This window comes from Leucobacter sp. 7(1) (genome assembly GCF_900163635.1).
Classification (GTDB): domain Bacteria; phylum Actinomycetota; class Actinomycetes; order Actinomycetales; family Microbacteriaceae; genus Leucobacter.
The window spans coordinates 1-16,356 of the sequence record NZ_FUID01000025.1; the positions used below are offsets into that span (position 1 = coordinate 1).

The 16,356-nt window shown below is 67.9% G+C and carries 12 protein-coding genes and 1 tRNA gene; 3 read left to right on the forward strand and 10 right to left on the reverse strand.

The window, feature by feature from the left end:
* Positions 1–172 precede the first annotated feature (172 nt).
* Positions 173–1,030: an endo alpha-1,4 polygalactosaminidase gene (locus tag FM113_RS05405; protein WP_369676687.1), complete on the forward strand. Its 858-nt coding sequence runs from the start codon at positions 173–175 to the stop codon at positions 1,028–1,030.
* Here FM113_RS05405 and FM113_RS05410 read toward each other — a convergent pair.
* Positions 1,027–1,587 (reverse strand): pyridoxal 5'-phosphate synthase, encoded by a 561-nt coding sequence (locus FM113_RS05410; RefSeq protein WP_087012324.1) that lies wholly within the window; start codon positions 1,585–1,587, stop codon positions 1,027–1,029. The genes FM113_RS05405 and FM113_RS05410 overlap by 4 nt on opposite strands.
* Positions 1,588–1,649: 62 nt before the next feature.
* Between FM113_RS05410 and FM113_RS05415 the strand changes: the two genes are divergently transcribed.
* Positions 1,650–2,483: a bifunctional 2-polyprenyl-6-hydroxyphenol methylase/3-demethylubiquinol 3-O-methyltransferase UbiG gene (locus tag FM113_RS05415; protein ID WP_254908884.1), complete on the forward strand. Its 834-nt coding sequence runs from the start codon at positions 1,650–1,652 to the stop codon at positions 2,481–2,483.
* Between the two features lie 58 nt (positions 2,484–2,541).
* Here the strand turns inward: FM113_RS05415 and FM113_RS05420 are convergent, their stop codons facing one another.
* The 9 genes from FM113_RS05420 to FM113_RS05460 form a co-directional block, all read right to left on the reverse strand.
* On the reverse strand, positions 2,542–6,435 hold the full coding sequence (locus FM113_RS05420; RefSeq protein ID WP_087012307.1) for an invasin domain 3-containing protein: 3,894 nt from the start codon (positions 6,433–6,435) through the stop codon (positions 2,542–2,544).
* A 261-nt stretch (positions 6,436–6,696) separates the two neighbouring features.
* Entirely contained in the window at positions 6,697–9,180 is a 2,484-nt protein-coding gene (locus FM113_RS05425; RefSeq protein WP_176387086.1) for a M28 family peptidase, read from the reverse strand.
* Between the two features lie 384 nt (positions 9,181–9,564).
* Positions 9,565–10,809 (reverse strand): glycerate kinase, encoded by a 1,245-nt coding sequence (locus FM113_RS05430; protein ID WP_087012311.1) that lies wholly within the window; start codon positions 10,807–10,809, stop codon positions 9,565–9,567.
* 114 nt (positions 10,810–10,923) lie between these two features.
* Entirely contained in the window at positions 10,924–12,486 is a 1,563-nt protein-coding gene (locus FM113_RS05435) for an SLC13 family permease (protein ID WP_087012312.1), read from the reverse strand.
* Entirely contained in the window at positions 12,483–13,142 is a 660-nt protein-coding gene (locus tag FM113_RS05440; protein WP_087012314.1) for a response regulator transcription factor, read from the reverse strand. The genes FM113_RS05435 and FM113_RS05440 overlap by 4 nt, the downstream gene beginning before the upstream one ends.
* A 1-nt stretch (position 13,143) precedes the next feature.
* Positions 13,144–14,832, reverse strand: a complete 1,689-nt coding sequence (locus FM113_RS05445; protein ID WP_087012316.1) for a cell wall metabolism sensor histidine kinase WalK — start codon at positions 14,830–14,832, stop codon at positions 13,144–13,146.
* Entirely contained in the window at positions 14,825–15,163 is a 339-nt protein-coding gene (locus tag FM113_RS05450; RefSeq protein ID WP_087012318.1) for a hypothetical protein, read from the reverse strand. The genes FM113_RS05445 and FM113_RS05450 overlap by 8 nt, the downstream gene beginning before the upstream one ends.
* Before the next feature lie 103 nt (positions 15,164–15,266).
* Positions 15,267–15,521, reverse strand: coding sequence for a hypothetical protein (locus tag FM113_RS05455; RefSeq protein WP_087012320.1), 255 nt, complete (start codon positions 15,519–15,521; stop codon positions 15,267–15,269).
* Positions 15,522–15,653: 132 nt separating this feature from the next.
* Positions 15,654–15,735 (reverse strand) — tRNA-Tyr (locus FM113_RS05460).
* A 128-nt stretch (positions 15,736–15,863) separates the two neighbouring features.
* On the opposite strand from FM113_RS05460, the gene FM113_RS05465 reads away from it, so the two are divergent.
* Positions 15,864–16,328, forward strand: coding sequence for a GNAT family N-acetyltransferase (locus FM113_RS05465; protein WP_087012322.1), 465 nt, complete (start codon positions 15,864–15,866; stop codon positions 16,326–16,328).
* The last annotated feature ends 28 nt before the right edge of the window (positions 16,329–16,356 follow it).

The following is a 16,356-nucleotide window of genomic DNA, read 5'->3' on the forward strand; positions in this document are numbered from 1 at the left end:
TCAGTGGTGAGGGCTTCCTGCTAGAGATAGGGCAGGTGTTGCACTCACCACCTGAGACCGCCCCCTTTTCCCCCGAAATTTGACTCATGTACGATAAACGGCCTCAGTTTGGGCGAGGTCTGTAAGCGGCGGGATGACCAGGAACGCGCATGCGTCCGCGATACTGGGAGGCGTGATCCTCTCCCCGCAGCACTCAGCCCCGCGCCGTCACCTGTGGCGGGGAGTGAGGCGAAGCCTTGGACGGAGCGGCGCGGCTGCCGTGCTGCTCCTGGCCCTGAGCGGCTGCGGGAGCGCCCCGGGAATTGACCTTCCCCCGGCCGGCGGCACCCCTGACTACCAGCTGGGCGGTGCCTACGATCCTGCGCCCGAGGTCACCATCGTGGGGCGCGATCGCAGCGCCGATCCCGCGCCTGGGGTCTACTCAATCTGCTACGTCAACGGGTTCCAAACGCAGCCCGGAGAGCTCGATGTGTTCCCCGATGAGACGCTACTTCGAGGCCAGGACGGCAAGATCCGCTTTGACCCGGACTGGCCGGATGAGGCGCTGCTCGACACGTCCACCGCGGAGCGGCGCGCGGCGGTCCTCGCCGTCATCAGCCCGTGGGTCGAGGGCTGCGCACGCGACGGCTTCGACGCTGTCGAGTTCGACAACCTCGACTCGTACACACGATCTGGCGGGGTACTCACGCGTGATCACAACCTTGCGCTCGCCAGCGAGCTCGTCCGCGTGGCCCACGGGGCCGGTCTCGCAGCCGGGCAGAAGAACGCCGCAGAGGATGCCGCTGTGCTGCAAGAGCGGGCGGGGTTCGACTTCGCCGTCACCGAGGAGTGCAGCGTGTTCAGCGAGTGCCCCGCGTACACGGACGTGTACGGCGAGCACGTCATCGATATCGAGTACACCGACGAGTTGCCCCGCCCGTTTATCGAGATGTGCGCCGACCCCGATGCGCCGGGAACGATGGTGCTGCGGGATCGGCTGCTGTCGGTCCCCGGCGACCCCGACTACGCGTTCACGAGCTGCCCGCGCTAACCTGCCGGGGTGCGCACGGCGGCGTGCTGCCAGTCGGATCCCGCGCGCACGTATTCAATGCGCGTGTGCTGGCGGTCCTCCCGGGCCTGCATGAACTCAAACGTATCCGGCCGCAGCGCATACCGCTGCCAATCCGAGTTCGGGCTCCCCGTGTAGCTCGGACGCTCCGACCAGTCGCGCTGGCTCACGACGTCAGCGAGCGCGACCGCGGTTCCGGTCACCCGCACTTGCCGCCCGAACTCCCGCCAGAAGAACAGCATCGAGCACCGCGGGTCGGCCGCAAGCTCACCCCCTTTACGCGACGTCCGGTGGGTCGAGAAATGGTACCCATCGGCATCGATGTCTTTCAGAATGAGGGTCCGCACCACCGGGGTGCCGTCGGCCTGGAGCGAGGCGAACGCCATCGCGTGCGGCTGCCGTTCGGTGCCTGAGATCGCGGCGTCCAGCCACTCTCGGAAGAGCACGTCCGGATCGGCGGGGAGTTCGGCCTCGTGCAACACGGGGAGCGGGTGGGGAAATGCGGGCAGGGACCGCAGACGGGACTCAAGATCGCTCATGCCGCCAGCGTACGCCTGGTGCTACCCTGCCCGAGGACACACGGTCCCAACCGGAGGAAAACGTGACACACAATTTCACTGCCGCGAATCAGGCGAACTGGGACGAACGTGCCGAACTGCACGCCGCTCGGGACGGCTCGGGGTACGAGGTGCAGCGGTATGTGGCGGACCGGTCGGCGCTCTCCGACGTCGTGCGATTCGACCAGCCGCTTCTCGGTGATGTCTCCGGACTCCGTACCGTGCACCTGCAGTGCCACATCGGCACTGACACGATCTCGCTAGCACGGCTTGGGGCCCGGGTGACCGGCCTGGATTTTTCGGAGCGCGGGATCGCTGAAGCGCGACGGCTTGCACAGGAGACCGGCGATGCGGTCGATTTTGTGCACGCCGACGTGCGTGAAGCCGCTGCTGTGCTGCCGAACGGCGGATTCGACCTCGTGTACACGGGCATCGGGGCCCTGTGTTGGCTCCCCAAGATTCGCGAGTGGGCCGAGGTCGTCGCCGCGCTCCTGGCCCCGGGCGGCTCCCTGTTCATTCGCGAGGGCCACCCGATCCTGTGGGCGATCGACGAGTCCCTCGAAGACGACCTCCACCTCCGCTACCCCTACTTCGAGCACGAGGCACCCACGGAGTGGGACGACGATCAGAGCTACGTCGTAACCGCGGCCCCACTCCAGGCCTCACACACCTACGAGTGGAACCACTCGCTCGGCGAGATCGTCACGGCGTTGATCGAGAGCGGGCTCCGGATCGACAGCCTCGTGGAACACGACAGCGTGCCGTGGGAGGCGCTCCCGGGACAGATGACGCTCCGCGCGGACGGCGAGTGGCTCCTCACGGAACGCTCCGGATCAGTGCCGCTCACGTACACCCTCCGAGCGTCGAAACCTGTGTAGCGCAAGCGCATCGTTCACTGCAGGCCTTCCAGCCGTCTCAGTCAGTACGCGGTCCACGTCACCTCCCCATCTCGCGGAAAGGAGTCACGCGCCGTGTCCGCAGCATCCGCCAAACTCCGAGCGCAAGCAGGAGTAGTCCAAGGATGCCGCCTCCCCAGAGTGCTGGCCCACCGGTCGGTGGGAGCCCGCCGCCTTCCTGGTCCTCACCACCGGGTTCGGTCCCACCGGAAACTCGGTCAAACACGACCTCGGCTGTGACTGGAGCAATCTCACCGTCCACAAGCGCACCCACCACCGCTGTCCCGGGCTCTTTGGAGCTGAGGCTGGCGCGGAACTGGCCCGCATTCGGCTGTGTCTGGCTCCCGAGTTCCCCGAGCGAACTTGTGATTTCCACAGTGTCCACGGCATCGCTCGGGTTTCCGAACGAGTCGAACAGCGCTACCGTGACGGGCCCCGAGTCCACGCCGTCGGCGCGGAGCCGCTCGGGAGCTTCGAGGGTGGTTTGGCTCAGGTCCGCCGGACCTGCGATGAAGCGCGCAATGTCATTTCCGTCGGGCCGGATCACGGTGTTCCACAACCCGACCACGATGAGTTTGTCGCCGGCGGAGTGGGACGGCAGGATCGCCTGGTACACACCCGCGACCTCCGCTTCCGCGAACACACCCGGTCGCGCACCACCCAGCTCGGACGCTGTCGCAATCGCGAGCTCTGAAGCGGTTCCAGACACCGGGTTCCCGAACCGATCGGCGAGCTGCACGGTGACCGTGTGGGTCTCAGCGCCCACCGTCCGCAGCCCCGAGGTCACTGCGAAGGTGGTGTCCGGGTGTTCAGGATCCGCGTTGTCCGAATAAAACTCAGCAACTCCGTTTCTGGAGAGCACGATGGCGACGCTGCCCCAGGCCGCGGTAATCGTCTTGCTGCCCGCGCGCGTGGAACTGACCTCCGCGGCATAGACACCGTCACCGAGATCCGTGAAGGCGGTGATCTCGCCGCTGCCGAGCGATTCCACGCTGGAAGCGCTCAGGCGCGCGGCCTCACCGCTCACGCCGTTGCCGTAGCGATCCACGAGAGTCACGGTGACAGTGTGGGGATCCGAATCGACGATCCGCGCGCCCTCTGAGACGCCATATGCGCTCCGCGCATGTGCGGTATCCACCGCACCCGGCACAAACACGGCCTCGCCGTTTCCACGCAGTGTGACTGCGCCACCACCGAATGCCACCTGGATCGGCTTCAGCCCTGCTTCGGTCGACCCGACCTGGGCCATGTAGCTTCCCGGGGTCTCGGCGCTCTCGACAAACGCGCCCACTGCCCCGTCTCCGAGACCAGCTTCGACTGTTCCGCTCAGCCCTGCGGCCTGCCCCGACACGGGATTCCCGAACTCATCGACGAGCGTGACTGTGACCGTGTGGGTCTCGCCGCCCACTTCACGGGATCCCTCGGTGACGATGTAGCCGGTGCCCGGGTTCTCGGTGTCCACGCCGCCTGCGACGAACCAAGCCGTCGCGTTCCCCGGGGCGGAAAGTGCGGCGCCGGCCACCGTCGCGGTCACCGCTTTTTCTCCCGCCACCGTTGAGGTGAGTGCGGCGCGGTACTCTCCGGGCTCCGTTGTCTCGGCGAACTCCGTGATGGCCCCGCCGCCCAGCGGACCGTCCGTCGCAGCGCTCAACTCGGCGGCCTGCCCGGGAATGGGGTTGCCAAACGCGTCGACAAGCGTAACGGTCACGGCGTGTGATCCGCCGCTGACCGAAGCGTCCCCTTCAGAGACGCGATAGCCAGTCTCTGATCGACTGAGGTCGACGTCACCCGGGATGAAGCGCGCCGTGTCATTCCCAACCGTCGGGATCGTGTGGGTTCCCAGCCCGACGGTGAGAGGTTTCTCACCCGCACGTGTCGACGAGACAGACGCTTCGTAGTATCCCGCTCGGTCGGTCTCAAGGAACGGTCCGACTTCTCCGGCCCCCAATGACGCGGTTGTCGCAGCAGTGAGCTCAGCGGCCAGCCCCGAGATCGCGTTGCCGTACTCGTCGCTCAGGGCGACGGAGACCGTGTGGTTCCCGCTCCCCGCAACGAGCACCGCGTCCGACACTGTGAAGCCGGTACCAGGCCCACTGAGATCGACGTCTCCGGGCGCGAACGCCGCTACCCGGTTCCCGTCAGCCGAGATCGCTGTCCCGTCATGGTGCACGGCCAACTCTTTGGATCCCGCGCTGGTGGAGGTCACTCGCGCTTCGTAGCTTCCGGGTTCTGCCAGCTCGGAAAAGCTCCCGATCTCCCCGGCACCCAACGGATCATCGGTACTGGCGCGGAGGCGCTCGGCCGCCCCGGTGACCGGGTTTCCGGTGCGATCAACTAACTGGACACGCACTGTGTGGGGCGCGTCACCAACGGGCAGTGCTCCCGTCGACACGGTGAACCGCGTCTCGGCATTGCTCGGGTCAGTGGGCCCGGCGAAGAAGCTCACGGAAGTTGTCGCCGGGGCCTCGATGCCGTGCATCGTAAAACTAATAACGGCTGATCCCGCTCGACTGGACACCAGATCCGCCGTATACGTGCCGTTACCGTGATCGGTCACCGCACCCAAGTCACCGAACGTCGTTGACAGCGTGACGTTCCCGCCCCCGGTCGTGGCTGGTTCTCCGGCTCTGTTCTTCGCGGTGATCGTGATCGTCGCAGATTCCTCACCGTCGGCGAGCACCTCCGCAGGAGCGGCCGTGATCGCGCTCGTCGCCGCGAAACCGCTGTCATCGACGAACACCGTCAGTTCCGGTCCGCAACTCCCGGTCGCCTGGCAGGGATCCTGGTCAATGCCCTGGGAACTCACCGCGGTGATACGTGTGCTGAACTGTCCCGCGATCACTGGGCGAACGGTGACCTCCAGATGTTCCGACTGCCCCTCTGGCAGGCTCGAAATCGCCCATACACCGCTTTCCGGATCGTAGTCACCGGTATCCGAGACCCAGGCCATGCCCTCGGGTAGCGCAAAGGCAACCGCAACATTTTCGGCGGTGTCGGGCCCTCCGTTGCTCACTTGAAGAGCGTAGGTGACGGCTTCTCCCAGTTCAATCTCTGTGCTCGATACCTGTGCGTCCACGTCGAGGTCGACCATTGCGAGCGCGCTTGCATAACTGATGTAGGCGCTCCGGGTGGCTTGTGCGCCCCCTGCGAGCGTCAGATCCCAGGCCATACCGAAGCCATTATCGATGTCGGTGTCGCACGCTCCGGTAACGGTCGAACTCACCCAGCACTTGTCCGCACTGGGGCTCTCCATGAAGGACTTCTCAAGCGCTGTCTTCACGCCACCAAAGTGTCCGCCGGCAAACTTGGCTCCCGGGGACACCCCCACGAGACTGATCGCATTCGCGCCGTTCAGGCACTGCACCATGCTGTCGGGGTGCAGCGCAGAAAGTCCCTTGTCTGAGCCCTTGAACGTGCAATCCGCGTATTGGCCGAGCTGCACGTGAGTTTCATTCGCGCCCGTATTCTCCAGCGTCAGGTCACTCTGGACGTACTCGGCTCCCAGGACATAGGTGAGGCGCTGGGTCAGTGTGAACATTGCGTACTCATCTGCGAGTGGGCCCCGGGTTTCGAGCACAAACGGATCGGCCACCGTCCCCGTTCCCCCGTGCGTTTGTGTCCCGTCGACACCCCGCTTCATGAGAACGTTCTTTCCGAGGTCGAAGAGAATTGGGTACGCATCCGGGAGACCCCCTCGCACATAGAACGCGTTGCCATCCATGGTGCGCGAGTTCAGCTGCATCTGAGAACCCGGAGACAGTGTGATCTCTTTGATCGGGTTCGGCTCATCGATCGTGATTCGCCCCTGGGTGACGCCGGTCGCCGCAAGCGCGGCGCTACTCGGTTGCGCGGTCAGCCCCACCGCTGCCAGAAGGGTCACCATTCCAAGGACGAGGGATCGCCGTAGCGTCCGGCCTGGAAGTGTGTGTCGCATGCTCGCCAATCTGCGGAGGATCGAGCCCGGATCGCCCGGACCGCCCGCTTGCCGTAGGCCGCGGCTGTGCCCGCGGCGCCTGTTGATTCATCGCCACCCGCCATGCTGCCCGAGAACCGAGCATGTGATCCCTGAAGCACCACAACTTGAGCCCATACGGACGTGACCTGAGTGCGCCTCCCTCAGTGCAATGAGTGCAAAAGGCCCCCCTCCCGCAGACATCCTGTCTGCGGGAGGGGGGCCTCGTGAAGCTGTGAGCGCCTAGCTGTCGCTCACCTCGGAGTGCAGCGAACGACGTCGCGCGATCACCAGGGCACCACCGCTCAGAAGGAGCAGGGCACCGGCGAATGCCCCGTACGCAAGCAGCGAGGGGCCGCCCGTGTGCGCAAGCTCCTTGCCCGGGGCGGGCTTGCCGCCCACCGGCGGGGTTTTCCCGTCCGGCTGAGGCTCGGGCTTGGGCTCCGGCTTCACCGTCGCGTCAGCCGCGAAGCTCAGCGTCGCCGCCGCGCTCGCGTTGCCCGCCGTGTCCGTCGCACGAACCTCGACCGTCGCGGCCTCGGCCCCCAGCGGGATCGTAGCCGTAAACGCTTCACCGGTCACCGGGGCTGCAGCGGCGGCGGATCGTGCCGCACCCGCACCGGCAGGTTCGCTCTGGAGCGACGCCCACGCGCCATCCGGCAGCACCCGGTACTCAACGTCTGCCACGCCCGAAGTCGCGTCAGCAGCCTCGACCGTGACGTCACCGCGCGCAGCCGGATTAGCGGTTGCCGCGAGCGTCGGTGCGACCGAGTCGAGTCGGAATTCTTGCGGCCCGTCCGCCGGGAGCAGCGTCGTGTTGCCGGCGCCATCCGTAGCGCGTGCGAACAGCGTGTTCACGCCCTCATCGGCGAGTTCGATCGGGCCGGTGTACGCGGCCCAGTCGGTGCCGTTGCGCGAGAACTCCACGAGGGGAGCCTCGTCGGTCTCGTCGTCCGCCGCGATGCCCACGGTGATCGGTGCGGTGCGGTACCAGCCAGCCTCGTTCGCACCCTGCGGCGCTTCGAACGTGACCGTCGGCGTCGTGGTGTCCTTGATCAGCGCGATCTCGACCTCCGCGTCGGTGGCGATCTGCTGGCCCAGTGCGCCGCCGATTGCGCCGTTCGCGCCGAGCGCTGCGAAGTCGCACTCGGTCGTGGGGGCGAGCGCGGATACCGTACCGTCATCCGCGGTCGCCCCGACCTCGCGCCACCCCTCGTCGGCACCGCAAGACATTGCCACGGGCACGCCCGCAGCGGGCTTGCCCGCCTCGTCCTCGACGGTGACAGTCAGCGTGTTCAGTGCCGCGCGGAACGCGGAGCCACCAATGATCTCGGCAGAGATGCCCATGCGTTCCTGCGACACGTAATCGATCGTGTCGTTCGACATGTGGTAGGTCGGCTCAAGCACGATCGAATCGGTCTCGGACCAGAACATCCAGCTGAACACTGCGGCGTCGATTCCCACGTCCTGGAAGGACTGGTGGTCACTCCGCCCCACGAACCCGCGGTTCAGCGGGCCACGATCCGTGTGTCCCGAGAGTGCGTCCGCGTGGTTCAGGACGTCGTTACTCATGCCGTCCTTCTTGAGGCTCAGGCCCCAAAACCCGAACGGCTTCTCCGGGGTTCCGAGGTGCGCGGTCCCGGCCATGTCCATGTTCCAGGCACCGATCGTACGGTCGATTTCCTCGGGCGTCAGGCTCTTCGCGTGCACCTGCGACCCGACGATACCCTTCTCCTCGGCACCCCAGGTGCCGACGCGGATCTCCGTGTCAAGCGCGTACTGGCTCAGGATCCGCGCGGACTCCAGCATGATGCCCACGCCGGAAGCATTGTCGCTCGCCCCCGGGCTGCCGACCACGGAGTCGATGTGCGCGCCGATGTAGAGGATCGGGGCGGTCCCGTCAGTGTCGCCCACCGCGGGACGCACGCCGATCGTGTTGGAGCTCTCCGTGCTGCTGCGTTCTGTGGTCATGCTCAGCGTCAGCGGGCCTGTCGTGAGCAGTTCGCGGATCCGCTCACCCTGGTACAGCGAGGCACCAACGACCTGGATCCCGGTGGCCGCCTCGGGCACATTCCCGGGGTTCGAGAGCGCCTGACTCGCGGCCGTGTTCGTGAAGATCACGCCCGCTGCGCCCGCGGTCGCGAGATCGGTCAACAGCTGGGACCGGGTTGCGGCAGTGGCATTCCAGGTCGCCACAACAAACTTCCCGGTGACCTCTTCGGGAACCACGGTCGTGTTCGTGCCGAGGTCGAAGACCTGGGCCGTGACGGGTGTGTTCGTGAACAGCGCATTCGCAGCCGGGCGGTACTGCCAGCTCACCTGCGTCGGCAGGTCGCGATCCGGCGTGGCGTTCGCGTAGGTCGAGACAGAGACCGGGAAGGTTTCGGTCTCGGTCGTGAAGCCGTACGACTCAAGCTGCCGCTTGACGTACGCGTTTGCTTCGACCTCGGCGCTTGTTCCGGCGACCCGCGGCCCGATGTCGACAGCGAGGTGCTTCACGTGGCCGAAGACGGCCTCGTCGTTCACCTGCCCGGTGAACTCCTGCAGGTAGTCGGGCAGATAGGTGCCCGACTTGATTGCGTCGATCCCTGTGGGCGGCGCGTACGGTGCCGCGAAGGCGGCGCTCGGTGCCGCAATCAGCGGCACGGCGATGGCTGCGGCGCCCAGTGCGCCGAGCACTCGTTTCCGCATCCGTGGCCCCGTCGGGGCGGCGTGATGTTCGTGCATCTGTAGCTGGTGTCCTCTCTGACAACCATGATTCGCACGGGCACTCCTCGCACCCCGACGTCGTTGCGCCCGGCCACCCCGCGAGTCTCGGCGCTCAACGCTGAGCTCCGATGCTCTGTTGAACGCGTGATCTGCGCGGGCGTTGACGCGAAAAATCCCCGGTCGAACCATATCTCCCTGGTGCGATTGCACCCCAGAACGACCCTAGCGAATTCCGGCACTCTGGCGGAACCAAAACGTGTTTTGGGCGCGTTTGCTTGCGTTGTGTCGTCTGCGGGGAGCCGTTGCGTCTCAAATTCGACCCTCACCCCGACAATCGTTCAGCGCCGGATCGGAACGACTCCGATGCGACATCACCCCGCGCCTCACCCTCGCGGTCCGCCGTTACGCGGCGAGGCGCTGCACCCCACGCGCCGAGAGTGCCGAGCCGAGTAGGATCATGCGCATGCTGCGCTCAGCGGCGTCCCGCAGCAATTCCTCGCCCTGATCCACCGCCTGCTCAAGCGCCATCGGCACGGTCAGGATCGAGGCGATCGCGCCGATCCCGATGTCATGCACGTCGGGGGCACCAGCCCCGAGCGATCCCGCGATTCCGAGCACGGGAACCCCAGCCGTGCGCGCCCGGAGCGCGATCTCGGCGGGCACCTTGCCGCGCGGCGTCTGAAAATCGATTGCACCCTCCGCGGTAATGACAAGATCCGCCTCCGCGATCAGGGCGTCGAGGCACACCGGTGCGACGCTCGGATCGAGCAGCACCTCGAATCGCGGGGCGAGGCGTGCCCCGAGCACCGCGGCGAGACCGGCTCCGAGGCCCCCTGAGGCCCCCGTGCCCGGTCCGGTGCGCAGATCCAAGGCCGGGACGGGTGACCTTCCGGGGGCGAGGGGGAGCGCGGGCAGGGTCTCTGCAAGCAACGCCGCCCAGTGTTCGAGGGCGGCTGAGAGTTGCTCGACCTGGGCTGGGGTGGCACCCTTTTGCGGGCCAAACACGCGAGCGACGCCCCGCGGGCCGCACAGCACGTTGTGCGTGTTACACGCGAGCACGATCTCGACTTCGCGGGCGCGCGGGTGCAGTCCCGACAGATCGATCCGGGCAGCCCGGGCGAGATGAGCACCCCCGTCGGGGAGCTCAGTCCCGGCCGCGTCGAGGATCCGCACGCCGAGCGCTCGCAGCGCCCCGGCCCCGCCGTCGCTTGTTCCCGAGTCGCCGCACCCCACGATGATGCGGGATGCCCCGTCGTCGAGCGCCGCAGCGATCAGCTCGCCCACCCCCGCCGTCGTCGTGGCCCCGGGGTCACGCTGATCGCGTGGCACGAGGCGCAGCCCCGCGGCGGCGGCCATCTCCACGACCGCGGTGCCCCGGGACGCGCCGCCGAGTCGCGCCCAGTGCGCTGTCACGGGGGCACCGACCGGGCCGGTGACCACGGCAGGAACAAGCTCACCACCCGTTGTTGCGGCGACCACTTCGGCCGTCCCCTCGCCACCATCGGGCACCGGGTACTCATCGACCTGAACGCCCGGGATCACGCGCCGGATCCCGGCAGCGATGGCGGCGGCCACGGCGTCAGCGCCCAGGCTCTCCTTGAATCCGCTGGGGGCGACGAGGATGCGCTGCGGGATGTGGATAGACATGAAGTACCTCCGTGTGGGGTCGACGAATACCGGGGGTGTCCCCGGCTGTGTGTTCGATACGGGCCGAAAGCCCGGTGAGTGGGGCCAGGCCCTACGGTGTGCGGGGCGAGCCCGCTAGAGCAGCAGCGGCAGTCCGAGTGCCGGCCACGGCCAGAACGCGCACGCCACGATGAGGAAAAACAGGAGCGGCGCAAGCCAGCGGGATAGCCTCAGGAGATCCTCCGGCGCGATCCCGGCCCCGGCATCGGGATCCGTAAACATGGCCACGGGCTTGGCGGAGCTGGGAAGCGTGTGGCAGAACCCGGCCGCAGCTGTCGAGGCAAAAGCGGCGGCGACCGGGTCGATGCCGATTCCGGGCGCGATTGCGACGATGATCGGGATCAGCGCGGCAGATCGGGCCGAGCGCGACTGGATCACCAGGTGTGCGGCCAGCGAGGCCGCAACCACGATCAGCAGGAACGCGATTCCGGCCCCCGCGCCGAGCTCGCTCACTGGGGCGAGGAGCGTGTTTCCGAGCCAGGTTGCTGCGCCCGTGGCGGTGAGTGCTGCGCCGAGCGCAAGCGTTGCCGCCAGGAACAGCAGCAGGTGCCACGGCACCCGCTTCACCGCGTCCTTCAGGGTGATGCAGCCGATCCCGGGTAGCGTTGCGGCGAGCGCGCCGAGCAGGGCGACCACCGCGGGAGCGAGCCCGTGCAGCGGCTCCGTGCACCACAGCGCAATCACGGCGGCGAGCAGGATCAGCGCGCGGCGCTCGGCTCCCGTGAGCGGCCCCGCCACCGGCGTGGGGGCGTCGGAGGCAAGTTCTGCGAGTGTGATCCGCACCGGTGCGCGCCGCTCGGCACGGTCCGTGAAGAGAAACAGGATCAGCTCGCACGCCAGGTGCGAGGACACCACCGCAAGGGGCAGACCCAGCACCAACCAGCGCAAGAAGCCGATCCCCTCGCCTGTCGCATCGGCAAGGATCTGACTCGTGATCAGGTGTGCCCCGGCTCCGAGCAGGGAGGCCACCGCGGAGAGCAGGATCACGGTCGGGAAGATCAGGCCGAGCGCGCGCAGCAGGCCCGCGCGGCCCGGAAGTGCGGTGGCGAGCGCCCGGTAGACCGGGAGCGCGAGGGCGGCCCGGCCGCTCGTTGCGGGGATCGCGAACGCGGACACGATCAACGCGGCGGTGCTCGCGTGCGCCAGGCCGCGGGGCGTCTGTGCCCGGGACACGAGCTGAGCGGCCCCCCGCAGCGCGAGACCCGACGCGGCAACGCCGGCGGCAATCATGCAGGCGCAGATTAGCAGCCAGATCGTCTCGTCTCCGAGCGCCGAAAAGAAGTCGGCGGCGGGGAGCACACCGAGCAGGATGAGCGCGACCGCGGCGAGAAAGGCGACAAGGGTGTCGTCGAGCGCGGTGAACACCCAGGCCCACACTGCAGTGAGAAAGACCGCGATCGTGGTGGCGGCAGGGAGCGAGAGCGCCGCCGGATCCGTCACGCCCTCCGCCGCCCGCACCGCAGCGGGTGCGAGCAGCCAGACAGCGAGTACCCCGAGCACCGCGGCAGCGATTCCGCGGCGAGTCGCCGCGGCGGATCGGGTCGGCCGCGGCGAGGCCGGCGGGGCCAACTGGGCCGACCGGGCCGATGGGGCTGACCGCCTGCGGGGCGGCTCGGTGGCGTATCTCACGGCACTCATCGCAGCCGGTATCCCGCGCCGCGCACAGTCTCGATGCGTTCGGCACCGATCTTGCCGCGTAGCGCACGCACATACACGTCGACAACATTGGAGGCTGGATCGAAGTCGAAACCCCACACCTGACCGATGAGCTGATCCCGCGTCAGCACCTGCCCCGGGTGCTGCAGCAGCACCTCGAGCAGATCGAACTCCCGGGCCGTCAGATCCGCCGCCAGATCCCCCACCGTGACCCGCCGGGCTCGCACATCGAGCGTGACGTCGCCGTGGCTGAGCACGGGGCCCACCGGGCGCTGCTCGCCGTCACCAATGCGCAGGCGCACACGAGCCAGGAGCTCTGCGAACTGGAACGGCTTCGTCACATAGTCGTTGGCACCGCCTTCGAGCCCGCGCACCGTGTCGATCACGGAGTCGCGCGCGGTGAGCACGATCACGGGGACGGTGACTCCCTCGCCCCGCAGGTGACTCAGCACGGTGAAGCCATCGATTCCGGGGAGTCCAATATCGAGCAATACAAGATCAAAAGAGCCGGATCGTGCGAGAATCAGCGCGGTCTCACCGTCGGGAGCCTCGGTCGTGTCATACCCCGCGGCGCGCAGCCCCCGCGATACGAAGGAGGTGATGTGCGGATCGTCTTCCGCGATCAGGATGTGGCGCATGTCAGTGCTCCTTCGAGGTGGTCAGGGGTGTCGTGACGGCGGTATCTTCGTGGCTGATCGGGGCGGCCGGGATCTCCGAGTTCGTTGGCTCCGGAGCGGGCAGGTCGAGCCCGAAGGTCGCCCCCGCACCGAGGGTGCTCTCCACCCAGGCGGATCCGCCATGCCCGTCGGTGATGGCGCGTACGATCGCGAGCCCCAGACCGGAGCCATGCCGGGCCGCGGGGCCGGCCGTGTCGCTGCGGGCGGCGACGTGGCCGCCGTGCACGAAGCGCTCGAAGATCCGCGCGGCCGCCTCCTCGGCGACACCCGGGCCTTCGTCGGCGACCCACACGCTGAGGCGACGGTCTGCGCCGTGCCCGTCGAAGCGGGAGCCGATCCGAATCCGGTCGCCCGCGTCCGTCACCTGTACCGCGTTCGCGGCGAGCTGCAGGACGGCCTGGGTGACGCGCTGAGCATCGACCTCGGCGGTGCCCTCAGCAACCTCCATGAGCTGCCACCGCCGGTCCCCCAGCGCCTGCGCCTTCGCCTCGATATCCAGGGTCAACGCGGCAACATCATGGGGCGAGAGCCGCACAAAGTCGGGTTGCTGGGCGCGGGCCAGCACGAGCAGGTCCGAGACGATTCGGCTCATCCGCGCAAGTTCATCGGTGACAAGCCGCAGCGTGGCCTGTCGTTCCACAGGGTCCTCGCTGAGCAATTCCAGGTGGCCGCGCACAATCGTGATCGGCGTGCGCAGCTCGTGACCCGCGTCGTCGACAAAACGCTGCTGCGTGCGGTGCGCCTCTTCCAAGCGGTCGAGCATTTGGTTGAACGTTGCCGCGACCTGGGCGATGTCGTCGCTGCCCTCCACCGGGACGCGGGCCGTGAGATCGTGTTCCCCAATGTCGCGGGCGACCCGGTAGACGTCCCGGACCGGCGCGAGGATCTGCCCGGCGACGAGCCAGGCAACGCCGGAGCACAGCAGCAGGCCGATAGCCGCGACCCAGGCGAGCGTGCCCATCGAGCGATCCACCGCGGCACGATCAGCCGCCGTGAACTGCGCTACGAACAGGGCACCCGTGTCTTCCCCCACCTCGAAGTCCATGCGACCCCAACGCACGGGGTCCCCATCGGGGGTCTCGCCCGCGCCCGAACGTTGCGCGGTGCCGCTCTGCGCCGTGAGCGTGTCCAGATCCGGCACCGCGTCGGGATCCCGCCCGAGCACACCGGAGAGTTGCCCGACGATCGCGCCGCCCGCGAGCCCCACGATCAGCTCGCCCTCGCTGACGGACTGGCGGGCCAGGTACACCTCCAACAGACGCTCCGGCGAGGCGAACGGCTGCGTCGTCTTCGGGTCGACACCCTCCGCCACGAATCGGGCGAATTCTTCGGCCTCCTGCGAGATCTGCGCGTTCGCTTCCACCTCAACTGTGGCGAGCGACAGACTCCGGCTCACCAGGCCAATCGCGCAGAGCGTGAACAGCGTACTCAGCACGATCCAAGCCGTGATCCGCCAGCGCGCGGGCAGGGTGCGGGCGCGCAGGGTGCGGAGCGGGGCCGGCGTGGTGGGTGCTGGCGCGGTGGGTGCTGGCGCGGTGGGTGCTGGCGCGGTGGTTGCCGGAGTGGTGGGTGCTGCCGGGAGGTGCTCCGTCGGGAGGATCTCCGTCGGGAGGATCTCCGTGGGGAACGCGCGCGTCGGGATGTCAGTCATCGTCGCCCCAGTCGTCGCCGCCGAAGTCGTCGCCGTCGTCGTCCAACGGGACGGGTGCGGGAGCGGGCACCGGTGCGGGTGCAGGGACCGGGGTAGGGGCCGGCACTGGCGCGGGAGCAGGGACCGGAACGGGCACGGGCTGGGGAGTTGGCTTCGGCTCGGGCTGAGGTTCCCGCTTCGGCGTCTCCACGATCGGTGCAGGTGCCACGATCGGCCCGGCGGGGAGCTCCGGGGCGCCCGGGACCGGGATGAGCACCAGGCTTCCCAGGGCAATCGCGGCGGGGACCGCGATCAGTACCCCGGGGAGGAGGAGTCGGCGTGCGAGTGTCATGACTCCATCGTGCCCGGTCTGTGTGAGGCGCAGATGAGGCCGAGATGAAGGTTTCTTCATCTCGGCCTCTCACACGAGCTGCGCCGGGCTCGTCGAGCGGGAGCTACTGTCCCGTCTCAGTGTCCTCTGGCGTAGGCGTGTGCTCGCCGGTCTCGGGGTGCCGGATCAACGCGGGGTCCTCTTGCCCCAGCCGCGGGTTCACTTCTTCCGCCTCGTCGCCGTAGTACTCCGAGGCCCCATCAAGAATGGGTCGATCCTGAGTTGCGCCGTCGCGGGGCGGGTGAGCCGTGCCCTCGCCATTGGGTGCCTCGGTCCGGGTGGCGTGGTGCGGAACGTTGGGGTGATGCTCGTTCGTCATGATGCTGCCTCCTATCGCTCGGGGCTGCCCACGATAGTCCCGCGCGAAGTCGTTGGCTAGGGGCTTGCGTCGCGCAACAGAAAAGACCCGGACTCCGCTGATCTCTCAACAGTGTCCGGGTCTTCTTTTCTGTGGCGGATGAGGGATTCGAACCCCCGTAGGCTGTGCCAGCTGATTTACAGTCAGCCCCCTTTGGCCGCTCGGGTAATCCGCCAAAGATCGTGTGAACACGACCAGGAGTAAACTTTACCGGCTCCGCGGCGTGAACGGAAATCGACTTCGCCACCCGGGCCAGCCTCGCGGATTCTCGCGGCAATCGAGCCGCCGTGGCAGGATCGGTGTATGCGCGCACTTCCCCCCGAGCTGACCCTGCACTCCGCCGCGACGTGGGAGGGCGTCCCCGCGCGCATCGCCTACCGGATCGGCCGGCTGCGCCAGGAGGTCTTCGTCGTGGAGCAGGAGTGCGCCTACTTAGATCTTGACGGGCGCGACCTTGACGCCGGAGCCGTGCAGTTCTGGGCACAGGATGCCAACGGGGAGGTCGCCGCCACGCTGCGGCTGCTCCCCGAGGACCGTCAAGAGCTCGGGCTACGCTCCATCGGCCGTGTCGCCACGGCACCCGCCTGGCGCGGGCACGGGGTCGCCGCGACCCTGCTCGAAGCGGCCCTCGCGGAGTGCGCAGGGCACCCCGTCCTGATTCACGCGCAGTCGTACCTCACGAAGTGGTACGCGGGCTTCGGCTTTGTCACGAGTGGCCCCGAGTTTCTCGAGGACGCGATCCCGCACACCCCGATGCGCCGCGGCTGACCCCGCACCCCAGCCCCCGGCCCCTAGC

Coding starts and splice junctions, on each gene's coding strand:
- FM113_RS05410 (WP_087012324.1), bottom strand. CDS start 1,587: ATGAGCGATCTTGAGTCCCGTCTGCGGTCCCTGCCCGCATTTCCCCAC.
- FM113_RS05465 (WP_087012322.1), top strand. CDS start 15,864: ATGCGCGCACTTCCCCCCGAGCTGACCCTGCACTCCGCCGCGACGTGG.
- FM113_RS05435 (WP_087012312.1), bottom strand. CDS start 12,486: ATGAGTGCCGTGAGATACGCCACCGAGCCGCCCCGCAGGCGGTCAGCC.
- FM113_RS05425 (WP_176387086.1), bottom strand. CDS start 9,180: ATGCACGAACATCACGCCGCCCCGACGGGGCCACGGATGCGGAAACGA.
- FM113_RS05445 (WP_087012316.1), bottom strand. CDS start 14,832: ATGACTGACATCCCGACGCGCGCGTTCCCCACGGAGATCCTCCCGACG.
- FM113_RS05440 (WP_087012314.1), bottom strand. CDS start 13,142: ATGCGCCACATCCTGATCGCGGAAGACGATCCGCACATCACCTCCTTC.
- FM113_RS05420 (WP_087012307.1), bottom strand. CDS start 6,435: ATGCGACACACACTTCCAGGCCGGACGCTACGGCGATCCCTCGTCCTT.
- FM113_RS05450 (WP_087012318.1), bottom strand. CDS start 15,163: ATGACACTCGCACGCCGACTCCTCCTCCCCGGGGTACTGATCGCGGTC.
- FM113_RS05455 (WP_087012320.1), bottom strand. CDS start 15,521: ATGACGAACGAGCATCACCCCAACGTTCCGCACCACGCCACCCGGACC.
- FM113_RS05430 (WP_087012311.1), bottom strand. CDS start 10,809: ATGTCTATCCACATCCCGCAGCGCATCCTCGTCGCCCCCAGCGGATTC.